This window comes from Pseudanabaena yagii GIHE-NHR1, from assembly GCF_012863495.1.
Lineage (GTDB): Bacteria > Cyanobacteriota > Cyanobacteriia > Pseudanabaenales > Pseudanabaenaceae > Pseudanabaena > Pseudanabaena yagii.
On the sequence record NZ_JAAVJL010000007.1, the window covers coordinates 26,979 to 51,529 of the forward strand.

16 protein-coding genes are annotated in these 24,551 nt (G+C 42.8%); 10 read left to right on the plus strand and 6 right to left on the minus strand.

All coding sequences use genetic code 11. The annotated features are described in order from the left end of the window. Positions 1 to 13 precede the first annotated feature (13 nt). Complete coding sequence (locus tag HC246_RS24895; RefSeq protein ID WP_263972582.1) at positions 14 to 775, plus strand: ParA family protein; 762 nt, start codon at positions 14 to 16, stop codon at positions 773 to 775. Further along, on the plus strand, positions 766 to 1,140 hold the full coding sequence (locus HC246_RS24900; protein WP_169366119.1) for a hypothetical protein: 375 nt from the start codon (positions 766 to 768) through the stop codon (positions 1,138 to 1,140). Before HC246_RS24895 ends, HC246_RS24900 begins: the two co-directional genes overlap by 10 nt. A gap of 1,008 nt (positions 1,141 to 2,148) precedes the next feature. On the opposite strand, the gene HC246_RS24905 is transcribed toward HC246_RS24900, so the two are convergent. Then, complete coding sequence (locus tag HC246_RS24905; protein WP_169366120.1) at positions 2,149 to 5,352, minus strand: hypothetical protein; 3,204 nt, start codon at positions 5,350 to 5,352, stop codon at positions 2,149 to 2,151. Positions 5,353 to 5,850: 498 nt separating this feature from the next. Continuing rightward, on the minus strand, positions 5,851 to 6,630 hold the full coding sequence (locus tag HC246_RS24910; protein WP_169366121.1) for an HAD family hydrolase: 780 nt from the start codon (positions 6,628 to 6,630) through the stop codon (positions 5,851 to 5,853). Between the two features lie 210 nt (positions 6,631 to 6,840). On the opposite strand from HC246_RS24910, the gene HC246_RS24915 reads away from it, so the two are divergent. Both HC246_RS24915 and HC246_RS26155 read left to right on the plus strand, forming a co-directional pair. Next, positions 6,841 to 7,062, plus strand: coding sequence for a hypothetical protein (locus HC246_RS24915; RefSeq protein ID WP_169366122.1), 222 nt, complete (start codon positions 6,841 to 6,843; stop codon positions 7,060 to 7,062). Positions 7,063 to 7,091: 29 nt separating this feature from the next. Then, complete coding sequence (locus HC246_RS26155) at positions 7,092 to 11,546, plus strand: hypothetical protein (RefSeq protein WP_225903115.1); 4,455 nt, start codon at positions 7,092 to 7,094, stop codon at positions 11,544 to 11,546. A 113-nt stretch (positions 11,547 to 11,659) separates the two neighbouring features. On the opposite strand, the gene HC246_RS24925 is transcribed toward HC246_RS26155, so the two are convergent. Genes HC246_RS24925 through HC246_RS24935 form a run of 3 tightly spaced genes read right to left on the minus strand, consistent with a single transcriptional unit; the run spans position 11,660 to position 17,368 of the window. Continuing rightward, positions 11,660 to 14,353 carry a tetratricopeptide repeat protein gene (locus HC246_RS24925; RefSeq protein ID WP_169366123.1) on the minus strand — a complete coding sequence of 898 codons (2,694 nt, stop codon included), beginning with the start codon at positions 14,351 to 14,353 and terminating at the stop codon, positions 11,660 to 11,662. 55 nt (positions 14,354 to 14,408) lie between these two features. Further along, positions 14,409 to 16,901, minus strand: a complete 2,493-nt coding sequence (locus HC246_RS24930; RefSeq protein WP_211167955.1) for a tetratricopeptide repeat protein — start codon at positions 16,899 to 16,901, stop codon at positions 14,409 to 14,411. A 29-nt stretch (positions 16,902 to 16,930) separates the two neighbouring features. Continuing rightward, positions 16,931 to 17,368, minus strand: a complete 438-nt coding sequence (locus HC246_RS24935) for a hypothetical protein (protein ID WP_169366124.1) — start codon at positions 17,366 to 17,368, stop codon at positions 16,931 to 16,933. A gap of 118 nt (positions 17,369 to 17,486) precedes the next feature. On the opposite strand from HC246_RS24935, the gene HC246_RS24940 reads away from it, so the two are divergent. The 6 genes from HC246_RS24940 (at position 17,487) to HC246_RS24965 (ending at position 23,068) form a co-directional block, all read left to right on the plus strand. Then, positions 17,487 to 17,939: a hypothetical protein gene (locus HC246_RS24940; RefSeq protein ID WP_169366125.1), complete on the plus strand. Its 453-nt coding sequence runs from the start codon at positions 17,487 to 17,489 to the stop codon at positions 17,937 to 17,939. Positions 17,940 to 18,041: 102 nt separating this feature from the next. Beyond that, positions 18,042 to 18,455, plus strand: a complete 414-nt coding sequence (locus tag HC246_RS24945) for a Rho termination factor N-terminal domain-containing protein (RefSeq protein WP_169366126.1) — start codon at positions 18,042 to 18,044, stop codon at positions 18,453 to 18,455. A gap of 139 nt (positions 18,456 to 18,594) precedes the next feature. Further along, a complete protein-coding gene (locus tag HC246_RS24950; RefSeq protein WP_169366127.1) occupies positions 18,595 to 19,086 on the plus strand; it encodes a hypothetical protein in 492 nt (163 codons plus the stop codon). 79 nt (positions 19,087 to 19,165) lie between these two features. After that, positions 19,166 to 21,529: a hypothetical protein gene (locus tag HC246_RS24955; RefSeq protein ID WP_169366128.1), complete on the plus strand. Its 2,364-nt coding sequence runs from the start codon at positions 19,166 to 19,168 to the stop codon at positions 21,527 to 21,529. A 102-nt stretch (positions 21,530 to 21,631) separates the two neighbouring features. Continuing rightward, a complete protein-coding gene (locus HC246_RS24960; protein WP_169366129.1) occupies positions 21,632 to 22,510 on the plus strand; it encodes an Rpn family recombination-promoting nuclease/putative transposase in 879 nt (292 codons plus the stop codon). A 129-nt stretch (positions 22,511 to 22,639) separates the two neighbouring features. Beyond that, positions 22,640 to 23,068 (plus strand): class I SAM-dependent methyltransferase, encoded by a 429-nt coding sequence (locus HC246_RS24965; protein ID WP_225903116.1) that lies wholly within the window; start codon positions 22,640 to 22,642, stop codon positions 23,066 to 23,068. A gap of 30 nt (positions 23,069 to 23,098) precedes the next feature. Here the strand turns inward: HC246_RS24965 and HC246_RS24970 are convergent. After that, positions 23,099 to 24,551, minus strand: a 1,453-nt coding sequence (locus HC246_RS24970; RefSeq protein WP_169366130.1) for a phosphate/phosphite/phosphonate ABC transporter substrate-binding protein, incomplete at its 5' end; no start/stop codon positions are given.

Below are 24,551 nucleotides of genomic sequence, written 5' to 3' on the forward strand. Positions count from 1 at the left end.
ACCAAGATCAATAATGGCTATCAAGCTATCTGTCTTCAACATGAAAGGTGGAGTAGGCAAGTCAACAACTGCCTATAACCTAGCCGTAGGGTTAGTTAAGTTTCACCAAAAACGAGTTTTGATTATAGACATTGACTCGCAAGGAAATGCTGGGGCAGCATTAGGTATTGAAATATGGCAACTGCAAAAACAGTTAAAGGATGTTCTTCAGCGTCATGCTAAGTTATCTGAAATTATTGTTAAGACTAATTCAGGTGTCGATGTAGCGCCTTCCAACATCCTCCTTGCCGAAGAAGAAATTCCTATTTCAGGACTCCCAGGCAGAGAGTTGTTGCTGAGGAAAGCGATCGCCTCGGTCGAAGCGCAATATGACTTTATCCTGATTGACTGTCCGCCAAACATTGGCGTATTTACAATCAATGCACTCATGGCTGCGGAAGGTGTAATTATTCCCGTAGACATGAGCTACCTCGGCTTACTGGGCATCAAAGGAATCGAACGCGCTCTTTCATTAATACGAGACTCTCTAGAACATCCAATTCAGATCGCTGGCGCTCTAGCAACTCGGTTTGATGGACGCAACAACTTGAGCAAAGAAGTGCAGCAATCCTTACATAACCACTTTGGCGATCGCATGTTTAAAGCTGTGATTCCTGAAACGGTTAAATTGCGAGAGGCTCCTAGTCATGGGCTATCTATTTTTGAATACGATGCCAGTGGGACAGGAGCAAAAGCGTATCGAGAATTAGTTGATGAGGTAATAAAATGGCAGTAAAGCGATCGGCATTAGGTAATAATCCACTAGCTCAAGGGATCTTTAGTAAGACCGAACCTGAAGAAGAATCTTTAATCAAGAATCAAGAATCAATAACTATCAATCAAGAATCATCATTCTTGATTGATGGTGAAAAAGAAAAGATTAATCTCAGGCTATCACTCGAATTAAATGACTGGCTTGATAATTTGCTAAAACAAGGTAAACGCAAGCATGGGCAGAAGATTGCTAAGGAAGTATGGGTTCAAGCTGCTCTAGAATTATTTCGAGCAATGCCGATCAACTGGGAGGACATCCAGACTGAAGAAGAACTACGTTCAACTCTTTTGAAACTTGAATCAAGAATCAAGTTTCAAGATAATTAATAGATTCTTGGAGAATAGTGTTGCAGTTAGTTTGCGCTCGCAACTTCATTCAATGGCTTTGATCGCTTGCAACAACTAGCTAGCAAATCTTACTTTTTTGACAAGCAGAAGATAATTTGCTTCAGCAAATAGCAATTGCTAGATTTGTACAAGAAAAGAATCTTGTTTCAAGAATCTTGATTAATGACTCTTGAAACAAGATTCTTTTCTTGATTAGTAATTTGCTCAAGGAATAAACACTTAAAGATTGAAAATAATTCATGCATTAAGCGCGGACTCAATTCACAATAAACAAACCCATTTTGAGTAATTGATGATCATGGGTTAAAAGCTCTAACCTGAGAAATCCCTAGAATCAAGAATATTGAAACTTGATTCTAGATTACAGTTTCAATATTCTTGACAAGTTCAATGCCATACTCAGGCAGTGAAGCAAAAAATAGAGCCTGTAAAAAATTCTGTGTAAATAGCCTTGAAAGCTGCCAATTAGATACTAAAAAATTGATAGCCTCAAATCTGATCAAGGTTTTAATTCAAGTTTAAATAATCAAGAATATTGAGTCTTTAATCAATATTCTTGATAAGTAGGATAAACGACTAGCCTATGGCATGTCATCAATTAAACTAGGGGATAAGGCTAATCAGTCGTTGCAGAATAGAAAAAAGTAGGCGAAAAAAAGACTACGAGTTTTTCGGTCAAACTACTCAACCGTTTTAAGTCTGTCTTCCTAATTGATGACGCATCACTATGTCGTGTCATCAATTAAGAAGACACGAAAATAAAGAGAGAAATTACAAAGAGCCAAATAATTCAAGGAATAGTCAAATCTTTGATTTCTTTAGGCTCCCACTGGAAGATATTGAGGCAAAAGCAGAACAATTTATCTTGATTATTGAAACTTGATTATTGATTCAAGATAAATAGAAGACAAAGACAATGATTAGACAGGCAGTATTTCTCTACTATCAAGAGAAAATTTGTATTAATGATATATTTCCTGACAAATACTAAGGAATAAACGTAGCTAGTGTTGAAAACAATCGATTATGCGCTATGAGCGAGAGCTTAGCAACGACAAAATGATGTAAATATTGCGGAATATAAGAATTAAAGAACTCGATAATTCCCGCCAGAGTTGATTGAATCGATGCATTATCAGCTAGGAGTTTTTCTGTAGCCCCAGACCAAAACTCAACTAGGTCTTGATCATTTGAATCAAGCGATCGCGTATTCACTAGATCAATATTTTCAGTTAAATTTTGGATCGTATTGCTATAAAGGAAATTTAATAGCGGATCGATCCACTCAAAATTGCGCCTGAACTGACCCCACTTAATCCCCAGCCAATCAGCTTTTTGTCTTTGGGACATAGACAGTAAATCAATACCCTTAGCCAAGGCATCTTGGACAAGTTGTGTAATCTGAGACTTGAGAATTTCTAATTTACTCATCGCCTCAGGTGTAATGTCACTGGCGACAATTTTGGTATGGGGAATCTGCCCCAAATCAAAATCAGCCAAGAAATAAATCTGGTCGCCATCCTGAAAGCGATGTCCCGACTTGCGCCCAAAACATTGCTGGACATTAGCCAAGATACGGCGATCGACAAACTCAGCAAAAGCAGGGTCATCCTCATCAGGATGTAAACCCGTTAACACTGCATACTCAGATTTAAGAGCCGCAATATTCGGACAAGGCGTACCCGTCACCACAAAAGTTTTCGCTGTCGCAAAATCATTAGAGCCGCGAGAATCACGGAACCAAATCCCATCGGCATTGTCCGCAAACTTCTTAAAGTCAATCACCATTGTCGAAGGATCAATAGTTTTAAGATGAGTAGCGATCGCCTCCGCCTTTCTTTGTTGTTCAGCACCACGCTGCATGGTCATGCGTCCGATATCTGTCACTTGAAAAATCGTAGGCATCGGTAAAATCCCTGATTGCTTAACCAGATGGACATCGGCAGCCAACCGCATCTTTAAGTCAGCAACATTAATCGTGGCATCCAGATAAAGATTCGCCGCCGATCGCTGGGCAATGTCCCGCAGACGAGCATCAAGGAGAGAGACAGTCAGCTTGCCGCGATGAATATGTAGAGCGCCATGTTGAATCTTGCCAACCAGAATATCTAGAAATTCAGGGAGCCATTGCTTCAAAACATCACGGTTAACCATCTGCTCAATTTCCGTAAAACCAAGAGTAGTCTCTTGCTTGAGCAAAGCATTTAGCCGTGACAGTTCCCGTTTGTCTTTGCCCTTAACCTGCTCAAACTCAGAATCAGCAATGCCATTAACCGTATCTAGAATTGATAAATCAGGTTGAAGTACATCAGCGAGCAAAGTAAGATCGCCAACTTCAGAAATAAGCTCAAGAAGCTCTGTCTTAATTTTTTGAAAATTCAAACCATACTTAGACTTGTCGGCTAATAAATCATGCAGCTTATTGAGTAGATCAATAATTTGATGTTTATTTTCTAAATTAGTGCGGGAGATTTTAGCGATCACCTTGTCAACATCATCCGCATCAACCGAAATTTGGCGCATCATGGATAAACTTTCCGATACTTCCTCCCATATCAGCAAAGTTTTCGAGTAATCATACTGGTCGGGATTTGGCAAACTCATGGGATGGGAGCGCAAAATCTTGGAGTTAAAAGCGATCGCCCGTTCATGTCGAAATCCAAACCCATCACCCGAACTACCACGACAAGCCTTGAGTAAAGGGCAAGTCTCACAAATAATCTGAGTATCAGAGATCCCTTTTTTCTTTAGAGCAGCGATCGCCCCTGTACGAGAGCAATTAGCTCTGGTGGTAAGAGCTTCTCCCTGTTGGGCAAGGCGGAGTTTACCTTTCTTGTTCGTCAAGCCATTGTGACGCGCAGGCAATAATTGCCAATCTTGCAAAGTTGTCGTGGAGACATTACGAGAGTCACCATATATATAGATAATTTTCTCGATGCCATCACCAAACATCTCAGGACGTAGCGAACCAGCATCATGACTTTTGCCAGTACCAGTTGCCGAAGCATCGAGGACGTGTTTGTGAGATCGCAGAGAATTTTGCCAAGATGTTAATCTTTCCCCTGATGCATATTCATAGTCAGGTGCAGTATCAGGCGATCGCTTAACATCACTTTTCGACTTAGATTTAGGGAAAAGCTTATCTGATAACCATTGAAGAGGAGACAGTTTCGTTTTGGGTTGATAATTAGCAATTTGAAAAAACTGTTCAACCGTCAAAAGCTGAATCCCTTCCCTACTAGATAACTCATCAATGTCATCATCAGTTTTGGCAAACTGACCCCACCAAAGAATATCCACCGCAAAATCTAGCTCAGCCAGAAAATCGAGATTTTTCTCATGGCGGCGCATTACTGATGAGTTAGCAATATCCCCTGCATCGATCGCATATTCCAAACGAGTCAACTCAGGTTTAGCCCCAATCGCATCAAAGTAACTTTGTAAAGTTTCTTTACTAGCCACAAACTGACCACCCGAAGCCCCGATCGCCACACAACCACGCAGTTTAGAAGCAAGATAAGGCTTAACACCAGTACCCTCAACCAAAACCACACGCTGATGATCGTCCTGAATATCACCTTGAAAAGCAAGGGGTAACTCTCCATTTTGTTGTTGAGCCGAGATGCCAAAAGGCTTATGCCAACGATAGCGCCCAGAATCGGCATCGCGCAAACGGATTTGAAAACCGAGAATCTGACCCAATGGATTCTTAATTGGCAGAATATAGCCAGAATTAGTTGATTTAGCACCTAAATACTTAATCTCGAACTCAGACAAGCCACGGCTAACTAAATCGGCTCTATCTAAACTATCTAAATCGAGTTTCTGTAAATAATTTTGATAAAGGCGATCGCGTTGAGTCGTATCAGGCAACTTCGCCAAACCATCCCGCTTCGCTTTTTGTTGAGCCAGCCGCAGCCTTAAATTTTTAGTGCGACGCTCTTGGCGGTCTAATTCAGACTCAAGACGCTTGCGGACATACTTACCCGCAAAGTAACCGCCATTAGTTTCACCCAGATATTTCCAATCAGGCAGATCGGCATCACTGGGATGGGTCATACACAGAACAAAATCTTGATTGTCCGAAGCAGTTCGACATTTACCTGTGATGTCATCGCAGATCGGACAAGGATTATTTGATTTAGTTGGTGAAAACTTTCGGGAAGAATACTGGTTATTTAGGGAGATCATTATTTTTGACCTCCGATAAGCTTGTTAAGGACGATCTTTAGATAGATCTCCTCCAACAAGTCTTGTGACTTTAAAAACATCTAAATTGTCCTGATTGTAAGGTTTGTAGCGATTTCAATCAGGAAATAAACAGACTTTTTGAATTCAGTTCGATAATCAATAATTGCTTTTTGCAAAATTTTTAAAAATTCGCAGCAAAAACTGTTGCTAAACTTATATCTTGCGTTAAGATATAAGAAAGCGCTGAACAAAATTGCCGTCGTAAGCAACATCTGTCCATTCCTGGATATTAAATTTAAAAGCCTTCGGGTTTACAAGAAAGCTGGTGAGGTGGAAGTCACTGGCTTTTTTGTGTTTGAAGGGGAAAACGGGTTAAGTAATCTCCTGTAGATAAAAAACTGCAATCTAAGCATACAGCGATCGCTCTAGATCTGATCTATAAAAGATCAAAAAAAGATCAAAATTTTATAGATATCAGTCTGAATAGGTTTGTCTCGCTTACATACTGTCATCTATGACACTATTTTTGAGCAATAGCTGGGCTAACTCTTGGAAGCCAACAAACTCAGAAGCCTGAGTAACGTACTTGGGTAAATGCAGCATTTTGTCTTGATAATGGCGAACATTTGCCACACCGACCGAGATGGGAAATAAAGCAGGATCAAACATCGCTTCATCATTGGGACTATCGCCAACGGTTAGCACTTGCTGAGAATTGAGTTCAGGAAAATGGTTGCTTAACACCGAAGATAAACCAGTAGCTTTATCTTGATGGATTGGTTTGATATGACATTGAACATTGCTGTACGTGAAACTCCAACCCATTTGTTGACATTGGGAAGAGATAGATTGAATATCATCGGTTGATAAATCATTGACATCAAAAGTCCAATCAGTGATACGGAACTGATTATCAGCAGAAGGATGAAGATTCGGAAATAGCTGCTTAACGTGATGGAAAGTATTTTCTAGAAGAATACGATGTCTAGATAAATTGGGAACCGAAGAAAGCAAATCTTGGGTTCCATTTGGCTGTAAAAATATCCCTCCATTTTCCGCGATCGCCCCTTCGACAGGTAAATAATTCACCAAAGCACTGACCCAACCCGCCGAGCGACCAGTCACCAATAGGACTTTAATTCCTGCTGATTGTAAATTCAGAAGAGTCGAGATGAAATCAGAAGAGAATTTTCCATTTTGGGTAAGAGTGCCATCAACATCGGAAGCAATCAAGCGAATGTCGGACAAATCAGAAGAATTTATAGGCGATAGAGGCATAGAAGATGAAATTAAATCCAGAAAAAATCCAAAGCCGATCTAATATATCGTAAAGAATCTGACAAAAAATCTAGCGATTGTTCGCGAGTAAAGAAATTCCTATTTCCAGTCACTATAATATTGACAAGAGAGAAATCTCTGAAACCGATATTTTAGAGCCGTTTGACTAAAGAACTGTAATTCCGTACAAATAAATTTGGAGAGACATCAATGAGAACAAATATTAGCGCAATGATTAATTCAGGCTATACCTACGAAGAACTACTGAGCGAAGGACTAGCCAGTTTTGACGACATCGGACGCTATGAATCAAGATATTCCCTGTATGACGAAAACGCTGTACCAAAACCGACGAAGGAAAAAGTAGCAGAGCCTAAATTACCCGAAACTACACCAAATCCACAAGAATCAGAAATCGACTTTGACTTTTAGAGAGAGCAGATTAACTATGAACCGATGCTATGAAATTTAGACAAATTGACCTGAAAACAGGGCAAGAGCTACCAATACCACCAAAAACAGTCGAGCATACTTACCTCGAACTGAAGATTGGTAGCACCGTAGAACCCAGCAAACTTGCTGTCGGTAAAATGTACGATGGCATCACTGACCGAGACATAGAACGACTGCAAGAGCAGGGATTGCACATGATCCTTGCCAATGGTCGAAGCGCCTACTTTGGCGATCGCGCCATTGCCGAAAAAGTCAGCCAAGAAATCTTCACCAATCATAGTGATGCTGTCGCATATGGAAGTATCCCCGTATCCGAAGCCAAAACATCAATCTACAAAGAAAGCGCCAGAATCCTGATTATTGATGATGAAACCCTAAGCCAAGACCCAGCCACAGGAACATATACTGCTGATTGGGGACAGCAGCCCATCATTCTCAGTAATGGAATCACCCTAAGTGATAAAGCAATGGGAGCGATCGCCAGCAAACTTGGTGATTGCTATAGTCTGATCTCCCCAGATCTCGCTAACCAACTGCAAGCCGAGCCAGACCGTCCATTCCAATTTCGGGCGGGAGTACCCGAATGGCAAGGTGTTTTCAAAGGTACATGTCGGTCTAGCCTGCTATGTCAAGCTTTAGAAGTCGATGGAATAATTGCCAAATCAAGCATCAAAGGCGACAACAAAACCACGACTACAGGTATTCACGAAGTCAGCCTATTCTGGGCAAGAAAAGAAGATGCTAAATTCACTGAACAAAAACTGGGAACCCAGGCTCTAGTCTTCTTCCCCGAAGGAGTCCAAACGGATGTATTGCCCAAGCTCAAAATTAAAGCCGAACTCCTAGCCGAAGCCCAATCCGACCCACGCAAGGTAGCGCAACTATATATAGAGCGCCATGAAAAGCGCCAACAGCAAAGGCAAGAAGAAACCGTAGAGCGCGATAACATTTATCAAATCATTGAGCCAGAACTAGCTTTAGAACTAGGTTTGAGCATTCAAGAAAACACGAAAGCTAATAACTTTGAACAGCCAGACAACCCATCAGTAAATGAACAATATCAAGATTGGCTGTATGACATCCTCAAAGCCGACCTAGTTGATGGTGGTCATTGCCAAGTATTAGAAATGGAAGATATCGCTAAACGCTTGCGAGAATTTCTCCAAAGCGAATGGCAGGAAGTCGCCACAGGAGGGTTGTATGTTCCTAGCGCGATCGCCCAACCACACAACCAACTGCAAGAAGGCGAAGTCAGTTTCACTGGATTACCCGATGGATCTGAAGTTGCCATCTATCGCAGTCCTGTCGCCAATGCTGCCAACTTTGACGTATTTACGAATAACCTTACAGTTTTGCGTGAATTAGATCCTGAAGCCTATATGCAGAGAGGAGTCTGCTACCTCAATCCCAACGATGCGAAACGGTTAGTAATCGACTTTGACGGCGATCGCGTGGGCATAATTCCTAGTCAACTAACCCCTATACAGGAAGCCAGTTCCCAGAAAATCATTGAGCAGTATCCAACCCTAATCCAAGAAATCATCGATAAAAATCTGCCAGAGAACAAACCTATTCAAGTCGAAAAAGAAAAGAAGATTCCCCGCGATCTAGAACATGGATTTGTCAATCTTGCCAGCGCCGCCGTCAATGCTGCTGACAATCCCACAGGTCGAGTTGCCAATTTAGGAATGCGGCTAGAAGCTTTACGGTGGGAAACCCAGTATCTTCCTGATGTTGAAAAATCGGCATATTTGCAGAACATTGGTACACATTTCAAAAAATTACTTGCTGAAGATAATGACATCAAGAAACCCTTTCGCATTCTCAATGAAGAATGGAGAGACAAGATAGTAGAAATCAGCGAGACTTCTACTGCCATATCAAAACTACCTGAGCCTGAAAGAGAAAAAACTGTAGCAACAGGTTTAACGCAGACAGAGAGACTGATTTGGCATCTAGAAAGTCTGGCGGCGGTGAACTTGCAACGCGCTGTTGACACACCCAAAAGTGCCAGAAAAGTCAATGAAGATGAATATCAATTCTGTCAGAAAGTAGCCAAATACAAAGAAGTAGAATGGATTAAAGGCAAAGACAATACCTATGCCTACATTGGTGCTGAGGGCATCAAGACCAATACTCAAGATCCTGTCGGATGGATGGTAGAGCAAGCCAACCAGATTTATCAAGAATATAGTCTGATAGGCGATCGCAACTACAACCGCTTTGACCATATTTTTCCTAAAGACAGCCATACACCTGCTCAGACTGAATGGGCTAAGAGCATATCAACCCAATACAACGCCCTTATCTCGGATGCAGTCTCCAGTCGCAGTAGATTAGAACATGAAGAAGGCATTGCCCTAACCGCCACATCTGCTAAAGGCAACAAAATTGAAATTGTCAGCCTGATTAGCACTAATCCCGATGGTGACTCACCAATATGGGAAATGGCAAGGATAGGAGCTAGTGTCGATATTCAGGTTGCCAAAAACAAAGATTGGAAAACCGAAAAGCTATATCCATACAAAGCTGTCGCGATTATCGATCGAGAAAATAAGGTGGACATTGGACTGATCTCGCCAGCATCCATTGAAGCCTATGGCAAAACCCTAGAAACGGGCAAAATGTTCGCGAATCTAAAACTTGAGTTCAAATTAGGAATATCCAGAAATGATATAGATGACAAGTTTGCTGATGCAGAAAAGTATTTAGAAGTGCAGCGTGATGAGATTCCAGAACCAGAGAGAGAAACTAGAGCCTCGGCGCTGTGGCACAACAATAACCGAGCGATCGCGGGCAAAATGTTTACTGAGGTGGTGACCACGCGACTGCAAGAACTACGGGTTGATAAAATCAAAATCATTGGCTTGCAGTATGAAACCAATGAACTGAAAGATAAACAATGGCAGCAAGATGAAGGTACAGTATGCAGACTGGGCATAGAATCTAACTCCGACAGTCCCATTTATGATAAGCGGGTGCTACAGGTACAAGAAGGCGATCGCTGGAAAAATATGGGTGTACTGCACAGCGACGCAGCCTATATGCCAATCGGTACGCAGTTTATAGCAAATATTAACTTTTCGGCGACTAAGAAAGATGCTGACATCGTACTCGATCCAAATTCCCTGAAGCTGCCTGAAATATGGCATGGACTGTCACCAGAGCGAGTAAAGCAAGCGGTCAATCTTGATGCAATTATTCCTGCACTGAAACAAGCGATCGCTCAAGCATCTGAGAACCAACCGACCATGACCGAATTTGTGGAAAGGCTAGCCGCCGAACAGGTTGGTATTAAAGCTCAAGTGCAATCTGGTGGGAGGATTAATGGAATTACCTATCTTTATGAAGGGCAAGCAGTCAAGGCTAGTTTAGTAGAATTAACTTGGAAAAATCTCGCCGCGATGGGAGTGCGATACGATCCAGTTAGAGATCGTGAAGCAATTACATCAACTCCGATTCCAGCTATACCTCAGACCAGCGATCGCCTAGAAATCCAATCTGAGAATCAAGACAAAGCAATTCCTGAAGTTAGTATTGTCACTTCTATCCAAAGCGAAAAGCCAGAAAAACCAGTAGAAATAATCGGTAAACCGATCCAGATGGTTTATCCCCTGAAGATGCATGGAGAAGTGAATCGATTGCCCGTGGATACTTGTATTGAAGCAATGCGCGGACATGGGAGATCTCACACTACACGGCGATTTGAACCCTATGCTGCCTATAACTTTAAGGAAGGAGATATCGCGATCGCCTATGCAGGAGAGCAGAAAGTTGCCTTTCAAGTGGGAAAGCAGTACAAAATCTCACAGGAAATGTTGACTGATGGGGAATATCAAAAACAATGGGTGGGTATGGAAAAGCATGGAGCTAAGGAATTACTGACATTTCAAGGACATAGCAATACATGGGGAATGCACTTTCAGCCATTGGGAGATTTTGTCGATGGTAAGATAGTGCCGTTTCCGATCGTAGAGAGAGCCACAAATTCCATTGTTGCTGATATTCAGAAACTAGAAGCATGGAGAGAAACTGCTCAATATCTGGGTAAGAGCGAGAAATATGTAGATCGTATCCAAGAAATCATTGCAGGTGAGAGCATATCCGAAAAATCACAGCAAGCGATGTCTAAAGATGGTCAGTTACTGAGTCAGCACATTGCATCGCAGTGGCGAGAAGTATTGGCTACTCCGAGCGAATATGTGGGATCTCAAAATGGGAATCTTGTATTTGAGCGCAAAGGGAATGATGGTAAATATAGGGCAACGTGGGAGCAGTCTACAGATACGTTGACCTTAGATACAAAAGCCTTGAAGCAAGGAAATATCGAATATGTACCATTGCTGGTGCAAAAAGGTTTAGAAATTGCTCAGAGTCAGGTGACGGTGAAAGATGCTCAGAATGTTGATCGCGCTCTTAAAGTTATTGCTGAAAATCAAATGAGGAGACAGGAGCAAAGGTAGTGAGGGGTCTAACTAACCTTTAATGTAGATCAATTGGAGGCTTTAAAATTTACGCACATCCGTAAATTTTACTGTGCTGAGGATTCTGTGACGAAGCGATCACCTAATAATCCTCACCACAATTTCTGGTTTGAGAAATCGAGGTTGCTGTTAAGTGCTGCCCGAATCGGCGGTAGCCAACTCATGGCATCTTTGGTATGTGAATGCTCGATACCGAGAGTTTGCTCGTAAATATGAATGGCACTCTGGATCGAAGTCATTGCTTCGGAATATCTTTGCATCTTGTGATAAAGCACCGCTAGATTAAACAAACTTTGAGCGACATTAGGATGGTTTTCCCCTAAAAGTTCTTGCCTCATGGATAGGGCTTGTTTCAACAGTGGGTTTGCTTCCTCATATCTTCCTTGCGAAGAGTACAACAATGCAAGATTGTTCATACTGTTCGCAACATTAGGATGGCGCTCTCCTAAAAGTTCTTGCCTCATGGATAGGGCTTGTTTCAACAGTGGTTCTGCTTCCTCATATCTTCCTTGCGAACGATACAATTCTGCAAGGTTGTTGATACTGGTCGCGACATTAGGATGGCGTTCTCCTAAAAGTTCTTGCCTCATGGATAGGGCTTGTTTCAACAGTGGTTCTGCTTCCTCATATCTTCTTTGCGAAGAGTACAGCATTGCGAGGTTGTTCATACTGGTCGCGACAGAGGGATGGTACTCTCCTAAAAGTTCTTGCATCAATGATAGGGCTTGTTTCAATAGTGGTTCTGCTTCCTCATATCTTCCTTGAGAAGAATACAGCATTGCGAGGTTGTTGATATTAGTCGCGACATCGGGATGGCGCTCTCCTAATAGTTCTTGCATCAATGATAGAGCTTGTTTATATAGTGGTTCCGCTTCTGCATATCTTCCTTGCCAATCGTACAGCATTGCAAGGTTATTCATACCGTTCGCGACATCGGGATGGCGTTCTCCTAATAGGTCTTGCATCAGTGATAGGGCTTGTTTATACAGTAGTTCTGCTTCCTCATATCTTCCTTGCGAAGAATACAGCAATGCAAGGTTGTTCATACTATTCGCGACATCGGGATGGCGCTTTCCTAATAGCTCTTGCATCAGTGATAGAGCTTGTTTCAACAGTGGTTCTGCTTCCTCATATCTTCCTTGTGAAGAGTACAGCAATGCGAGGTTGTTAATGCTTCCAGCGATATCAGAATGGTTCTCTCCTAAAAGTTCTTGCGTAGCTTTCAAACACCTTTGATAGGGATCTTCCGCCAGTACGTAGAATCCTTGCCCTGCATAAAACCTTGCAGTTCCTGTAAATGCCCAATACAAGTCTTCTTCAAGACTTGGAATATCGCCTAGCATTTCACGACTCAGTATATCTAAATGGGGAATAGCAGGAGATACTCTTGCTATCAGATCTCGCGTTGGTGATTGGGGTATCTCTTTAGCTATAGTAAGCAAACTGGTTACAAATGCTTGCCGAAACTGATGATTTTCTTCAGCATTTAATAACTTGGCACGAAAGAACTCGCGGACTAACGTATGAATTTTATAAAATTCGCATTCTTCATCAATTGGCTGAATTAAATGCAAACTATCTAACTGCCCTCTCGCCTCATTGAGTTCTACTTCCGTAATTTTGGCACTTGCTCCAATCTCAGCTACCAACTCCCACAAAATCTCAACAGGAGCAAACAGTCCTAACAACATCGCCACTCTCTGAGAGCCAGCACTGATATCATCCCAACTCAGTTGAATTGCTGCTTCCACACCACGATGAGCATAAAACCTATACTTGCGTTCCCGTGCAATTGATTCATCGGCAAGATTTAACCTTTCCTGTAACTTGGCAAAAGTCAGAAAGCGATTTTTACTCAGATATTCACCGATTAACTCTAGACCCAAGGGCAAATAACCCAGAGTATTGCAAATCTCCTTGACGGTGACAAGTTCTTTATCTACCTTTGCCGCGCCAACTATTTTTCTTAACAGTTCCAGCGCTTTCTCCTCTGACAGCACATCCAGAGGCACAGACTCAAAACCCACATTCAATTCCCGTTCTCTTGTCGTTACCAATACCCGCACACGCGGATCGATCGGCATCGCCAGATCAGGAATGCTCTCCGCCTTCGGTACATCATCAAGAATTACCAATAACTTGCCAGTCTCAGGCAACCAGTTTTGCCAATACCATGCTGCTTGTTCATCTAGGCTAGCCGACTTCATCGATTCGGGTAAGTCAAGATAAGGACTAGCCATCGTCACCACTGCCATAGCCAATCCTATCTCACGCAATGACAACCAATACCGCGCCACATATTCCTGTTGATAGCGAGTCGCATATTGCAGCGCAAGTTCCGTCTTACCGACACCGCCCATCCCCTCCACCGCACAGACGATGACACCCTGTCCCGCTTGCAACTTTGAATGAATCTCTGCAAGTTCTTCCTCTCGCCCCACAAAGTTTTTGGAACCCTGCCTCACGTTGCTAGGAATCTGCTTTTGCAGTGACTTTAGTAAGGCTCCTAAAGCCTCCTGTAAAACCTCTTGTAACGTTTCCCGATTCACATCATTTAGGTGAATGCCAATATTGGCAATACCACCCGTAACCAAGGTTTGAAATCCTTTAGCATTGCCTTCATTGATTTGAATCAATTGGCGATCGCCTTGAATTGCCTCACCCAAATGTGAATTAGCATCAATGCCCTGCTTCACCAGTCCCACTAACCGTGCCACATCCGCATGAGGATTATCTTGCAGGATTTCCGCCGTTAGCTGACATAGTTGCGTAATTAAATCTGACATGAGCGATCGCCGTTAACTGTATTTCACAACTAAAATCTTTCTCAAGGATAAGCGATTACTCGTTTCTACGGATTAATCTTAATAAAAAGCGAGAGATGCGATCGCGATATTGGGAGAGCGTTTTCCTATAGTTGCTGTTGTTAAGTGCTACCCAAATCGATGGTAGCCAACTCATGGCGGCTTTGGTATGTGGATGCTCGATACCGAGGGTTTGCTCGTAAATCTGAATGGCACTCTGGATCTCAGTCATCGCTTCGGAATGTCTTTGCATCTTGTGATGAAGTATCGCTAGATTAAACAAACTTCCAGCGACAGAGGGATGGCGATCGCCTAACAGTTCTTGCTTCAGTGATAGGGCTTGTTTATACAGTGGTTCTGCTTCCTCATATCTTCCTTGCGAATCGTACAGCCCTGCGAGGTTGTTGAGACTGGTCGCGACATCGGGATGGCGATCGCCTAACAGTTCTTTAATCATTGTAAGGGCTAGTTTATACAGTGGTTCTGCTTCTTTATATCTCCTTTGCAAAGAGTACAGCATTGCGAGGTTGTTGATACCGGCGGCGACATCGGGATGGCGCTTTCCTAACAGTTCATGCTTCAGTACAATGGCTTGTTTATACAGTGGTTCTGCTTCTTTATATCTCCCTTGCGAACGATACAGCATTGCGAGGTTGTGGATACCGGTGGCGACATCGGGATGGCGCTCTCCTAACAGTTCTTGGCTCAGTGCAAGGGCTTGTTTAAACAGTGGTTCTGCTTCTTTATATCTCCCTTGCGAACGATACAGCATTGCGAGGTTGCCGAGACTGGCGGCGACAGAGGGATGGCGCTCTCCTAACAGTTCTTGGCTTAGTGCAATGGCTTGTTTAAACAGTGGTTCTGCTTCTTTATATCTCCCTTGCATACGATACAGAACTGCGAGGTTGTGGATACTGGTGGCGACATAGGGATGGCGCTCCCCTAAAAGTTCTTGCGTAACTTTCAAACATCTTTGACTGGGATCTTCGGCAAGTGCGTAGAATCCTTGTCCTTCATAAAACCTCGCAATTCCTACAAATGGCAAATACAAATCTTCTTCAAGATTGGGAATATCACCCAGCATTTCGCGACTCAGCATATCCAAATGGAGAATAGCTGGAGCTACCCTTGCAATCAGATCTCGCGTTGGCGATGAGGGTATCTGTTTAGCTAGGGCAAGCAAACTATTTACAAATGCTTCACGAAACAACCGATTTGTTTCGGGTTCTTGAGCGAGTTTCCATTGCAAGAACTGTCTTGTCAGAGAATGTATTGCAAACCGAGTGCGTTCATCATCGATCGCCTTGATTAAGTAGAAATTATTGAGTTGTTTTCTCCCTTCTTGCAGATCCTTTGCGTCAAAATTCAGTTGCGGCGCAACCTCTTCCACCAAACTCCATGCAATATCCGCAGGTGCAAACAGTCCTAACATCATCGCAACTTTACTAGCATTGCTACTTAGCTCTTTCCAACTCAGTTCAAATGCTGCAATAACACCTCGCGGTGCATTGATTCCAGTATCTTCTTGTATATCCATTGATTCATCAGCAATGGTCAATTGTTGTCGATAGTCGCTCAGCCGCAAATCTTCGTCTAGCTGTAAATATCTACCTGTCAACTCTACGCCCAAAGGCAAATAGCCTAAATATTCGCAAATTTCTTTTGCCGCAGTAAGTTCCTTCTCAACCCGTGGCTTACCCAACATTTTTCCTAGCAATTCCAAAGCCTCTGACTCGGAAATTACACCCAGCGTTATTTCGGAAAATTGCGGACTGAGCTTACGCTTGCGCGTCGTCACCAATATCTGAAACCGCTCCGATAATGGTCTTGCTTGCTTGGGAATACTTTTTAGATCGGTGACATCATCGAGAATGACTAGTACTTTTCCCTCTTGCGGTAGCCAATTTTGCCAATACCATGCCGCTTGTTCATCTAGGCTAGCCGCCTGCATTGATTCGGGTAAGGCAAGATATGGACTAGCCATAGTCAACACTGCCTGAGCCAATCCCATCTCTCGCAAGGACAACCAATACCGCGCCACATATTCCTGTTGATAGCGAGTCGCATATTGCAGAGCAAGTTCGCTCTTACCGACACCGCCCATCCCCTCCACCGCACAGACGATTACACCCTGACCCGCTTGCAGTTTTGTATGAATTTCTGCAAGTTCTTCCTCTCGCCCGACAAAGTTGGGCGAACCATTTCGCACGTTAATAGGAATCTGCTTTTGCAGTGACTTTAGTAAGTCCCCTAATGCCTCCTGCAAAACCTCTTGTAACGTTTCTTGATTCACATCATTTAGGTGAATGCCAATATTGGCAATACCACCCGTAACCAAGGTTTGAAATCCTTTAGCATTGCCTTCATTGATTTGAATCAATTGGCGATCGCCTTGAATTGCCTCACCTAACCGTGAATTAGCATCAATACCCTGCTTTACAAGTACCACCAACCGAGCCACATCCGCATGAGGATTATCTTGCAGGATTTCCGCCGTTAGCTGACATAGTTGCATAATTAAATCTGACATGAGCGATCGCCCTTAACTAAGCTTTTTTACTAGGAATTTGGAGTTTGACTATGCTGAATATGAATCTCGCCAATGTAAGCCGTACCACCCTCAACCTTAGTTTGCCAACCTCTAGCATTATCAGAATTATTCTGAGTCATCGTACTGTTATCTTGAATCTTGCCAGCTTGAATCGTCTGCGCTAAAAGTTTGAGTTCGTTTGCAAACTCTGGCTCATCATCCAACACCACATCTAAATTTTTAGTCACGGTATCAATAGCAGAGCGATCGCCCGATTCCAACTTCACCAAAGCCTCATCGACCTTTGCCGATCTTCCCTGCAACTTGTTCTTAATTTGCTGCCACAGTTCGGGGATTTTAGCGATCGCCTCAGTTGTAAATTTCTTAGCTAGCTCACCAGCACCAGACTCAACAAACTTTTGAACTGCCAAACCTACCAATACACTAGCCGTTAGAGGATCTGCCATAGCATTCTATTTATTTAACTAGATTGCAACTCATAATAACATTGCCAAAAGCAATATAGATAAAGAGCGCTTACGCTGGAAGTCAGTGACCGATTGACAAACTAGGAAAAGCAACCCTATGCAAGTAGCCATAAATCCACTGACAGGCAAGACAAAAGCACAAATATTCGGATCGAAAGCACGATGCTTGAAGACCACAAAACAGTTGATTGCCCTAGCTAAATCGATGAATGCAACCATATCCGATTTAATTGATGGCACAAAAATCTTGACATTCTCCGATGGCACAAAGCGAACGATCCAATGTCAAAATTTGTTGTTGGAATCCGTAAGAGAAAGCGTCCAAGAACTAGGGGAATATCTCACCAAATATCCAGACCAACTCTCTCAGATTGGATCGGGAGTAATGGAATTGTTGACCAGCGCCGAATACTTTGCCAAAGCCGCGACGAATTCGTACACCACAGATCAAGGACATTGCCGCCGTGTAGTAGAGAACCATCTGGAAAGTCTGAATGACAGCTTTCCCCAAATCTTTTCTAAAAAAAACGCAGTAAGAGCATTGAACTAAAAATCAGTCTAGCGATCGCCTTTCAATTCGATTGGATGAGCAAAGATTGCTAGACCAGTTCTACAGAAGTATTGAAAAAAATAATAACTATTAGGAAACCTCATGAAGACACCATCAATTTTCGCGATCGCCATCGAGGCTCTAGTGACAGTGAGCCTGATCGCATTACTGGGATTATTGACCGCACTAATCTATGCCCTACTATCATTTCTAAGTGCTGAACCCACCACTCAGTCCCTTCTTTCTCAGACTCCAACCGATGTAACCACAGCAAAGACTTTTACGGTTACAGTAACATTGCTACCAGCTACAACATTAGCTCTATCCTCAGCCAAATCCGCACCAAAACTAGAAGTATGGGAACAGGATCAAAAGCCTGAAATCATTGCAGAAACAGCTACTAAGCCAATCTCGAAAATGACTGTTCAAGAACTAAGACCTTTAGCAAGAGAACGCAAAATTCCCAATTGGCGAACATTGAAAAAGAAGGAGTTGATATATCACTTGAATGTATAGGTCGAAAGTGAGCTTGTCAATGTGGATGTTCGTCAAAGAATGACATCTGTATTGACAAGTTTGAGAAGCAAGAAGAACGCTAGCGCGTAAAGTCCGTGAGCAATTGTCAACAACAACTTAAAGTCAGGAACCTAAAATCATGTCACGTCAACTAAGATTCGATACCCCCGCAGAATTGGCAACTAAAATGATTGCCAAATTGAGCCAAGACGAACTAAACGTAACCACCAGAGCCTTGATTGTTCACATCAATTCCAAAATCCCAGTCAAACAGATCGCACAAGCAGTAGCAGCCAGCAATACCAAGGCTGAATCAACTGGCCGTAAACCACAAACTCGTAAACCAGAAGTCATTGCATCACCAGCCCGCAAACCAGAAATCAGTAAACCACCAGCCAGTACAGACAAGATGTGGCTGTATCAAGCGAAGAATGGCTGGACGTTGACAAACATCGGCACGATGCAGATTAGCAAGGTCACAGAGCGTTTGGAAGAGTATTACGGCTGCAAGATTTTGGCAACCAAAGACGACAAGATCAACTTTCTGCCAACCAGACCAACCACGATCGATGCTCTGTTGGCAAAGGGATTGGTGATCTATCGTCCAGAAATGAATAAAATCGCTGCCTAAACTACCCCACTAACCCCATCACCATGAAGCGCCTAGATCCCACGATCTAGGCGCTTCACTACTTTGAGAGTACAAACAGATGCTAACGATCGCCAAGACCAACCTTGCCACAGGTGAAATTGTGGACAAAGATATCCAATTCCGTAACACTCTATTAGAAGCACTGCATCCCGACATCAAACTCAGTATCGGCAACATTTCCCCATTTTTGAACAAGATTGCCAAAGCCGAAAGCACCGCCAAAACTAGTAAATCCGCAAGCCAACGCAGCACCGCCGCCAAAAGCATTGTTCCACTAAAGAAACAGGCGATCGCCGCCCTCAACAAAGGACTGGGCAAATACCAACTATCAGGAGCATCAGGAGCGAGAAAACATGGAGACTTCTTCTTCAGCCACGAATTAAATCCCTTTGCCACCTATTTCCCTAGCGCGATGGGACAAATCAACTACGGCTCAATCCTGATGACCGAATGCCTCAAAATCTATGCAATCCCACAACTAACGATCCTGATTGTCCAAGACAAAGAACTTCGCACTGATGACTGTCATGGCAAAATCAGCCATGAATTGTTAAATCAACTCCGTCAAAGCGAAGATTTTGCAATCCCAGCAAATACACCATTCCAATTTCGGGCAGGAATAACCAACGCATGGGTAGCCAAAGGGACATTGCAAGTAGAACTAAACCTACCCCAAGGAGTGGACTTAGTAATGCCCCTATCATGTTTTAAAGGACATAAACTGACATTAGGAATCCAACAAGTAGCCAGCCTGAAATTAGGAATCGTCAACTTCGCCCAAAAGCGCAGCGTCAAGACCTCCTATACCGTCTGGCAATGGTTCAGCCAACATGCGATCGCCCATGATGTCTTACCGATTACCCAACTCAAAGCCGAAACATTAGTCTCAGCCCAATCTGATGTCAAACAACTCTGCCAACTAGTGCAAACCGAACAATGGGTGAAAGTAGATGAACCTGAAGAAGAACGCGAAGAAGAAGCCGATGGTAAAATCCTATCGGAAATCCTCAAACATGACATCTACGGACAACTGCTAGAACATCCCTATGTGGTGAGAAAGATTGAAGACCTAGTAAGAAGACGGTGGTTAACCCTCGCCACCAGTGGCGGCATCAACTTTTCTAGCTTCATGGCACAGCCCTGTCCCGAACTAGGAAAACTGGAAATGTGCATCCCTGAATTGCCAAAAGGCGAATATGTCGGATTTCGCTATCCCATCCGCGATCGCAACGACTTGCAAATCTGGACAAACAAGCACATCAAAGGACTAAACCAACAGGGAACGATGTATGTCAACCCAGACGAAGCGCGTGACTACTGTGGCATGGACTTTGATGGTGATACCTTCTGCGTCAAATCAATCAAGAAACTACCTGAAATCGCCAAAGAAATCCGTCAACACCACATCAAGCCCACCACCTATAAACCCGACAAAGTAGCAGTGCAAGGCACATTAGCCGAAGTTGCCCTGAGATCCACCGAAAACCAAATTGGACTGATCACCTATTACCTAGCTACCGCATGGGCGACAGGGCATCATCAGTACATTGCAGGCTTAGCCCAAGAAGTCCAAGTCGCCGTAGATCGGCTCAAATCCGACCTCAGCCATGACCAAGCCTTCCTTGATGAAGTCGGCAAAAGCTTACCGAAACTGGATTGGCTGATCGATCGCAAGAAGCAAGGCGTATATGGCAGCTACTACGATTCCAAACAGAGATGCAAAATGTCCGCACGAACCTTGGTAGCCAATGGAGAATACAACGATCCGATATCATTCCTGATTCAATCCGTGAATGCAATCTGGCAACCCGTAGATTTGCACGAACGTACCCTGCTCGAATTCCGCGAACTATTTGTCAAACCAAGTGAGATTCTCTACAAAAGAGCGATCGCCCGCCGCGATGAATATACCAGCAAGATTAGGGAAGCGATGAAACTATCAAGCGATCGGGAATCACGCAAGAAAATCCTCCGCGCCGCCGTGGAATGGGCAAAAGGCTTAGGTGAGAAACTACGGGAGAAAAGCGAGAAAACTGCCCAAACCTGTAGTGCCGCCATGTGGCAAGCCAGTCATAACGGCGATCATGGCACTGCGAGTGTTGTCTTCAATATGTTTTTACCCGAAGTATGCGATCGCCTCCATGAAAACCAACTGATGCGACTGCAAGTAGTCGGAGCGCAGTATGGAGAACTCGCATCAACCAACTGGACAGGTAATGGAGAACACGCATGTATTTCCATTGTTGTATCTCAACGTGAGCAGGATGGTAGATATCAAATTGAAGTCGTGAGAAATAGCAGGAAAAAGCCATACCTGTTAGGACTAGTCGCCAAGGACTCTGCCAAGGTCATCGTTGGGGAATATGTTGCATCCCTGACTACTCAACAAAAGACCATAGTTTGCGAACTAGTCACAGCCTAGAAACTAGGGAGGCTAGAGAGGATAGAGCCATATCTATCCTCCTAAAAAAAGTAACCGTAAAAAAGTTGCCATAAGTTACATATTTTGATAGGGTAAATGCCAATGAAAACCGACACTTTATTCTACCAACTCTTCCAATCTTTCCATTCGCTACTCTTTGAGCTAATCGAACGCCCGATCTCGGAAGCAGAGGGCTATGAATTTAGCTCAGTGGAAGTGAAAGAGAAAGCCTTTCGCTTTGATGGGATATTTATCCCAAAAGCGAAAGACAAACCGATATATCTGATCGAAGTGCAATTTCAGCAAAAGGAAGACTTTTACTGGGAGTACTTATCTGAGATATATCTATACCTGAATCAATACCGTCCTGAGCAAGATTGGAAAGCGATCGCCATCTTTGCAAGGCGTAGCTATGAGCCAGAGCCAAGAAGCCATGTGCAGGAGATGCTCAACTGCCAGAGGTTACAAAGAGTGTACTTGGAAGACTTGGTAGATCGGGAGACGGACTCCTTTGCGATCAATATTATTCAGCTAATCTTGTCTACTGAAAGTCAAGCCGTAACTATGGCTAGACGATTGGGCGATAAAATTGAGCAGGAAAACGATCCCGAAATCCAAGAGCAGGTATTAGAATTAATAGAGACAGTATTGGTGTATAAATTCCCGAAACTAAGTCGGCAGGAGATTGAGGCAATGTTTACATACAGCGATTTAAAGCAGACTCGTGTATATCAAGATGCAAAAGAAGAAGGCGAGCAACGTGGTTTAAAGCTAGGCGAGCAGCGCGGACTGGTCAAAGGACAAGCTACGATGCTGCTGCGACTGTTCAATCGCAAGTTTGGACAGATTAGCCCAAGTTTGCGGGGCAAGGTAAATAAACTATCGACAAAACAGCTAGAAAATTTAGCCGAAGCATTATTTGACTTAGAGACGATCTCCGACCTAAGTGATTGGCTAAAAACTCAAGGCAAAGGTAAATAGAGGATTTTTGAACCAATACTAAAAAAAGGCAAGGCAGCTAAAGTCTTGCCTTTTTTTTGCCTATGGCTAGCGCCAGTTCTCAAGAACAAACGCATAACAACTGAAAGTTTGCCAAAAGCACAAAATCCTATGTTTGAAATTACCCCAGAAATTGAAGAGCATTTTGATTGTTCTTTACGGATAAAAGCCGAAGCAACAGTAGAGGCGATCGCCCTATCGAAATCCATCCAAATTGGTGAACCAACCCAGCAACTAGAACTAGCCAAAGCATCGGGATGGGGAACCCTCACCGATATCTGGGTGGGAGCGAACCATCAGGGAAACACATGGCAGTACCGATGCTATGAAAGACTTTGCCAACTGCTCACTACCGCCGAAATCCAAGCCGCCAAATCAGCCACTGCCACTGCCTATCAAACGAGTTTTGAAGTCATCCGTGCTATGTGGGACTTACTCACCGCGATCGGATTTACAGGTAGATCGATCCTTGAACCTGCTTGCAATACGCTATCCTTTATGGGTTGCCAGCCTCAGAATATGAGAATTAGATCGCAATAGGTTCTATATTATTTTGTTGGCAAAAGCTAATCAAAGCACTTTTAACTGACTAGCATCATTTATGACTATCTCCAAAATATTGCCCTCAATCTGCTGAGGAATTACATTGTTTAGCTCAATTTTTTTGTTCTTAATGTTTAAGGGACTTCCAGCATTAGGAATTTGGTTTAGTAATGTTGGAGTTATTACAACCCTATAAATTTTTCCCTCTGGAGTTTCCACATTAAGCCAGATAAAATCCCTAGACGAATTTTGGTATCCATTTACTTTGCCAGTAAACGTGATTTTAGATAAGACTGTTTTTGTGCTTGTATTGGAGATACTGGGTTCAGGACAGAAAAAATTAACGGGATTTTTGTCAAAATCAGAGCATTGCAAAATTTCTTCTACCCTTCTTGCTATTCCTAAAAAAGAAGAGTAGTCTGGTTCTTCTTCAATTACATAGTTAGCTTTTTTCTGTATATCTTGAGGCGCTTCAGTTAATGCCTTAGATATTGAGTTTCGATCTTGTTCCAAAAGACGAGGCGATAAATATACTGATGCACCTGGAATATTACGACTAATTGAGATTATACGAATCTCGGCGGTATCATTTTTTATTGTGTCTCCAAAAGCACCAGCACCAATTTCCGCGTCTCCGTTCTTAACCATTTTGATGATATCTGAACCACGATTACCTTTTTTAATAGTTAATGTCTTTCCATAAAGATCATAGGCTGGCATAAAGAAGCTAGAAGCTGAAGTGATTTCACCTAATGCTATTGTAGTTGTAGGTTTTATATCTTTTAATGATTTAATGTTACTGTTTTTATTGCTAACAAATAAAGCGGACTGGTAAAATGAGGGTTGACTAGGAAACATCCTAGCTATGTATAAATAGCCATTATCTTTCGCTGCCACTGAGTTCATTGGAGACAGTGTAAATGCAATATCCCATTCTTTATTGACTATTCTCGATCTTGCTTCTTGATACTTAATCTTACGATCACCATCAATGATAACTTTGATTTTGTCGCCTTTTAGGAATTTAGAAAAATCTTCAGGTATTAGTATACTCTCTAAATATTCTTCCAAAGGTTTATAGTCTTTAGTATCAGTAAGGATACCAATGGTTAGATGCGTTGTTTTTACACGCAGTCCCGAAGAAAACTGAAAGTACTTCCAACCTAGCCAACCGAAACTTAGAATAGCAAAAGCAGAGAAGAATCCAATGCCAACTATCAAAGGGAATTTAGAGTTTTTTTTCTGCTGTTGATTATCTGCCAGAGATAACAGATAGTTGCTAATCTGTTCAAGGAGATTATCACTAGCGGAAGAGATTTTAAAAAATTGTGATACATCACTACTATATTTCAAATTCTTGATTGGAGATAGCAAAATCTTGATTTGCATATCACTTAATTCATCAACATTACTACAATCAATTTTAGTCCCACCCTTATTTAATCTCTTTCCAGCTTCCTTTAGCCCCTTATTACCTCTT

Excerpts from the sequence above, each read along its gene's own strand:
- HC246_RS24895 (WP_263972582.1), top strand. The coding sequence starts at position 14 with ATGGCTATCAAGCTATCTGTCTTCAACATGAAAGGTGGAGTAGGCAAG.
- HC246_RS24900 (WP_169366119.1), top strand. The coding sequence starts at position 766 with ATGGCAGTAAAGCGATCGGCATTAGGTAATAATCCACTAGCTCAAGGG.
- HC246_RS24905 (WP_169366120.1), bottom strand. The coding sequence starts at position 5,352 with ATGATCTCCCTAAATAACCAGTATTCTTCCCGAAAGTTTTCACCAACT.
- HC246_RS24910 (WP_169366121.1), bottom strand. The coding sequence starts at position 6,630 with ATGCCTCTATCGCCTATAAATTCTTCTGATTTGTCCGACATTCGCTTG.
- HC246_RS24915 (WP_169366122.1), top strand. The coding sequence starts at position 6,841 with ATGAGAACAAATATTAGCGCAATGATTAATTCAGGCTATACCTACGAA.
- HC246_RS26155 (WP_225903115.1), top strand. The coding sequence starts at position 7,092 with ATGAAATTTAGACAAATTGACCTGAAAACAGGGCAAGAGCTACCAATA.
- HC246_RS24925 (WP_169366123.1), bottom strand. The coding sequence starts at position 14,353 with ATGTCAGATTTAATTACGCAACTATGTCAGCTAACGGCGGAAATCCTG.
- HC246_RS24930 (WP_211167955.1), bottom strand. The coding sequence starts at position 16,901 with ATGTCAGATTTAATTATGCAACTATGTCAGCTAACGGCGGAAATCCTG.
- HC246_RS24935 (WP_169366124.1), bottom strand. The coding sequence starts at position 17,368 with ATGGCAGATCCTCTAACGGCTAGTGTATTGGTAGGTTTGGCAGTTCAA.
- HC246_RS24940 (WP_169366125.1), top strand. The coding sequence starts at position 17,487 with ATGCAAGTAGCCATAAATCCACTGACAGGCAAGACAAAAGCACAAATA.
- HC246_RS24945 (WP_169366126.1), top strand. The coding sequence starts at position 18,042 with ATGAAGACACCATCAATTTTCGCGATCGCCATCGAGGCTCTAGTGACA.
- HC246_RS24950 (WP_169366127.1), top strand. The coding sequence starts at position 18,595 with ATGTCACGTCAACTAAGATTCGATACCCCCGCAGAATTGGCAACTAAA.
- HC246_RS24955 (WP_169366128.1), top strand. The coding sequence starts at position 19,166 with ATGCTAACGATCGCCAAGACCAACCTTGCCACAGGTGAAATTGTGGAC.
- HC246_RS24960 (WP_169366129.1), top strand. The coding sequence starts at position 21,632 with ATGAAAACCGACACTTTATTCTACCAACTCTTCCAATCTTTCCATTCG.
- HC246_RS24965 (WP_225903116.1), top strand. The coding sequence starts at position 22,640 with ATGTTTGAAATTACCCCAGAAATTGAAGAGCATTTTGATTGTTCTTTA.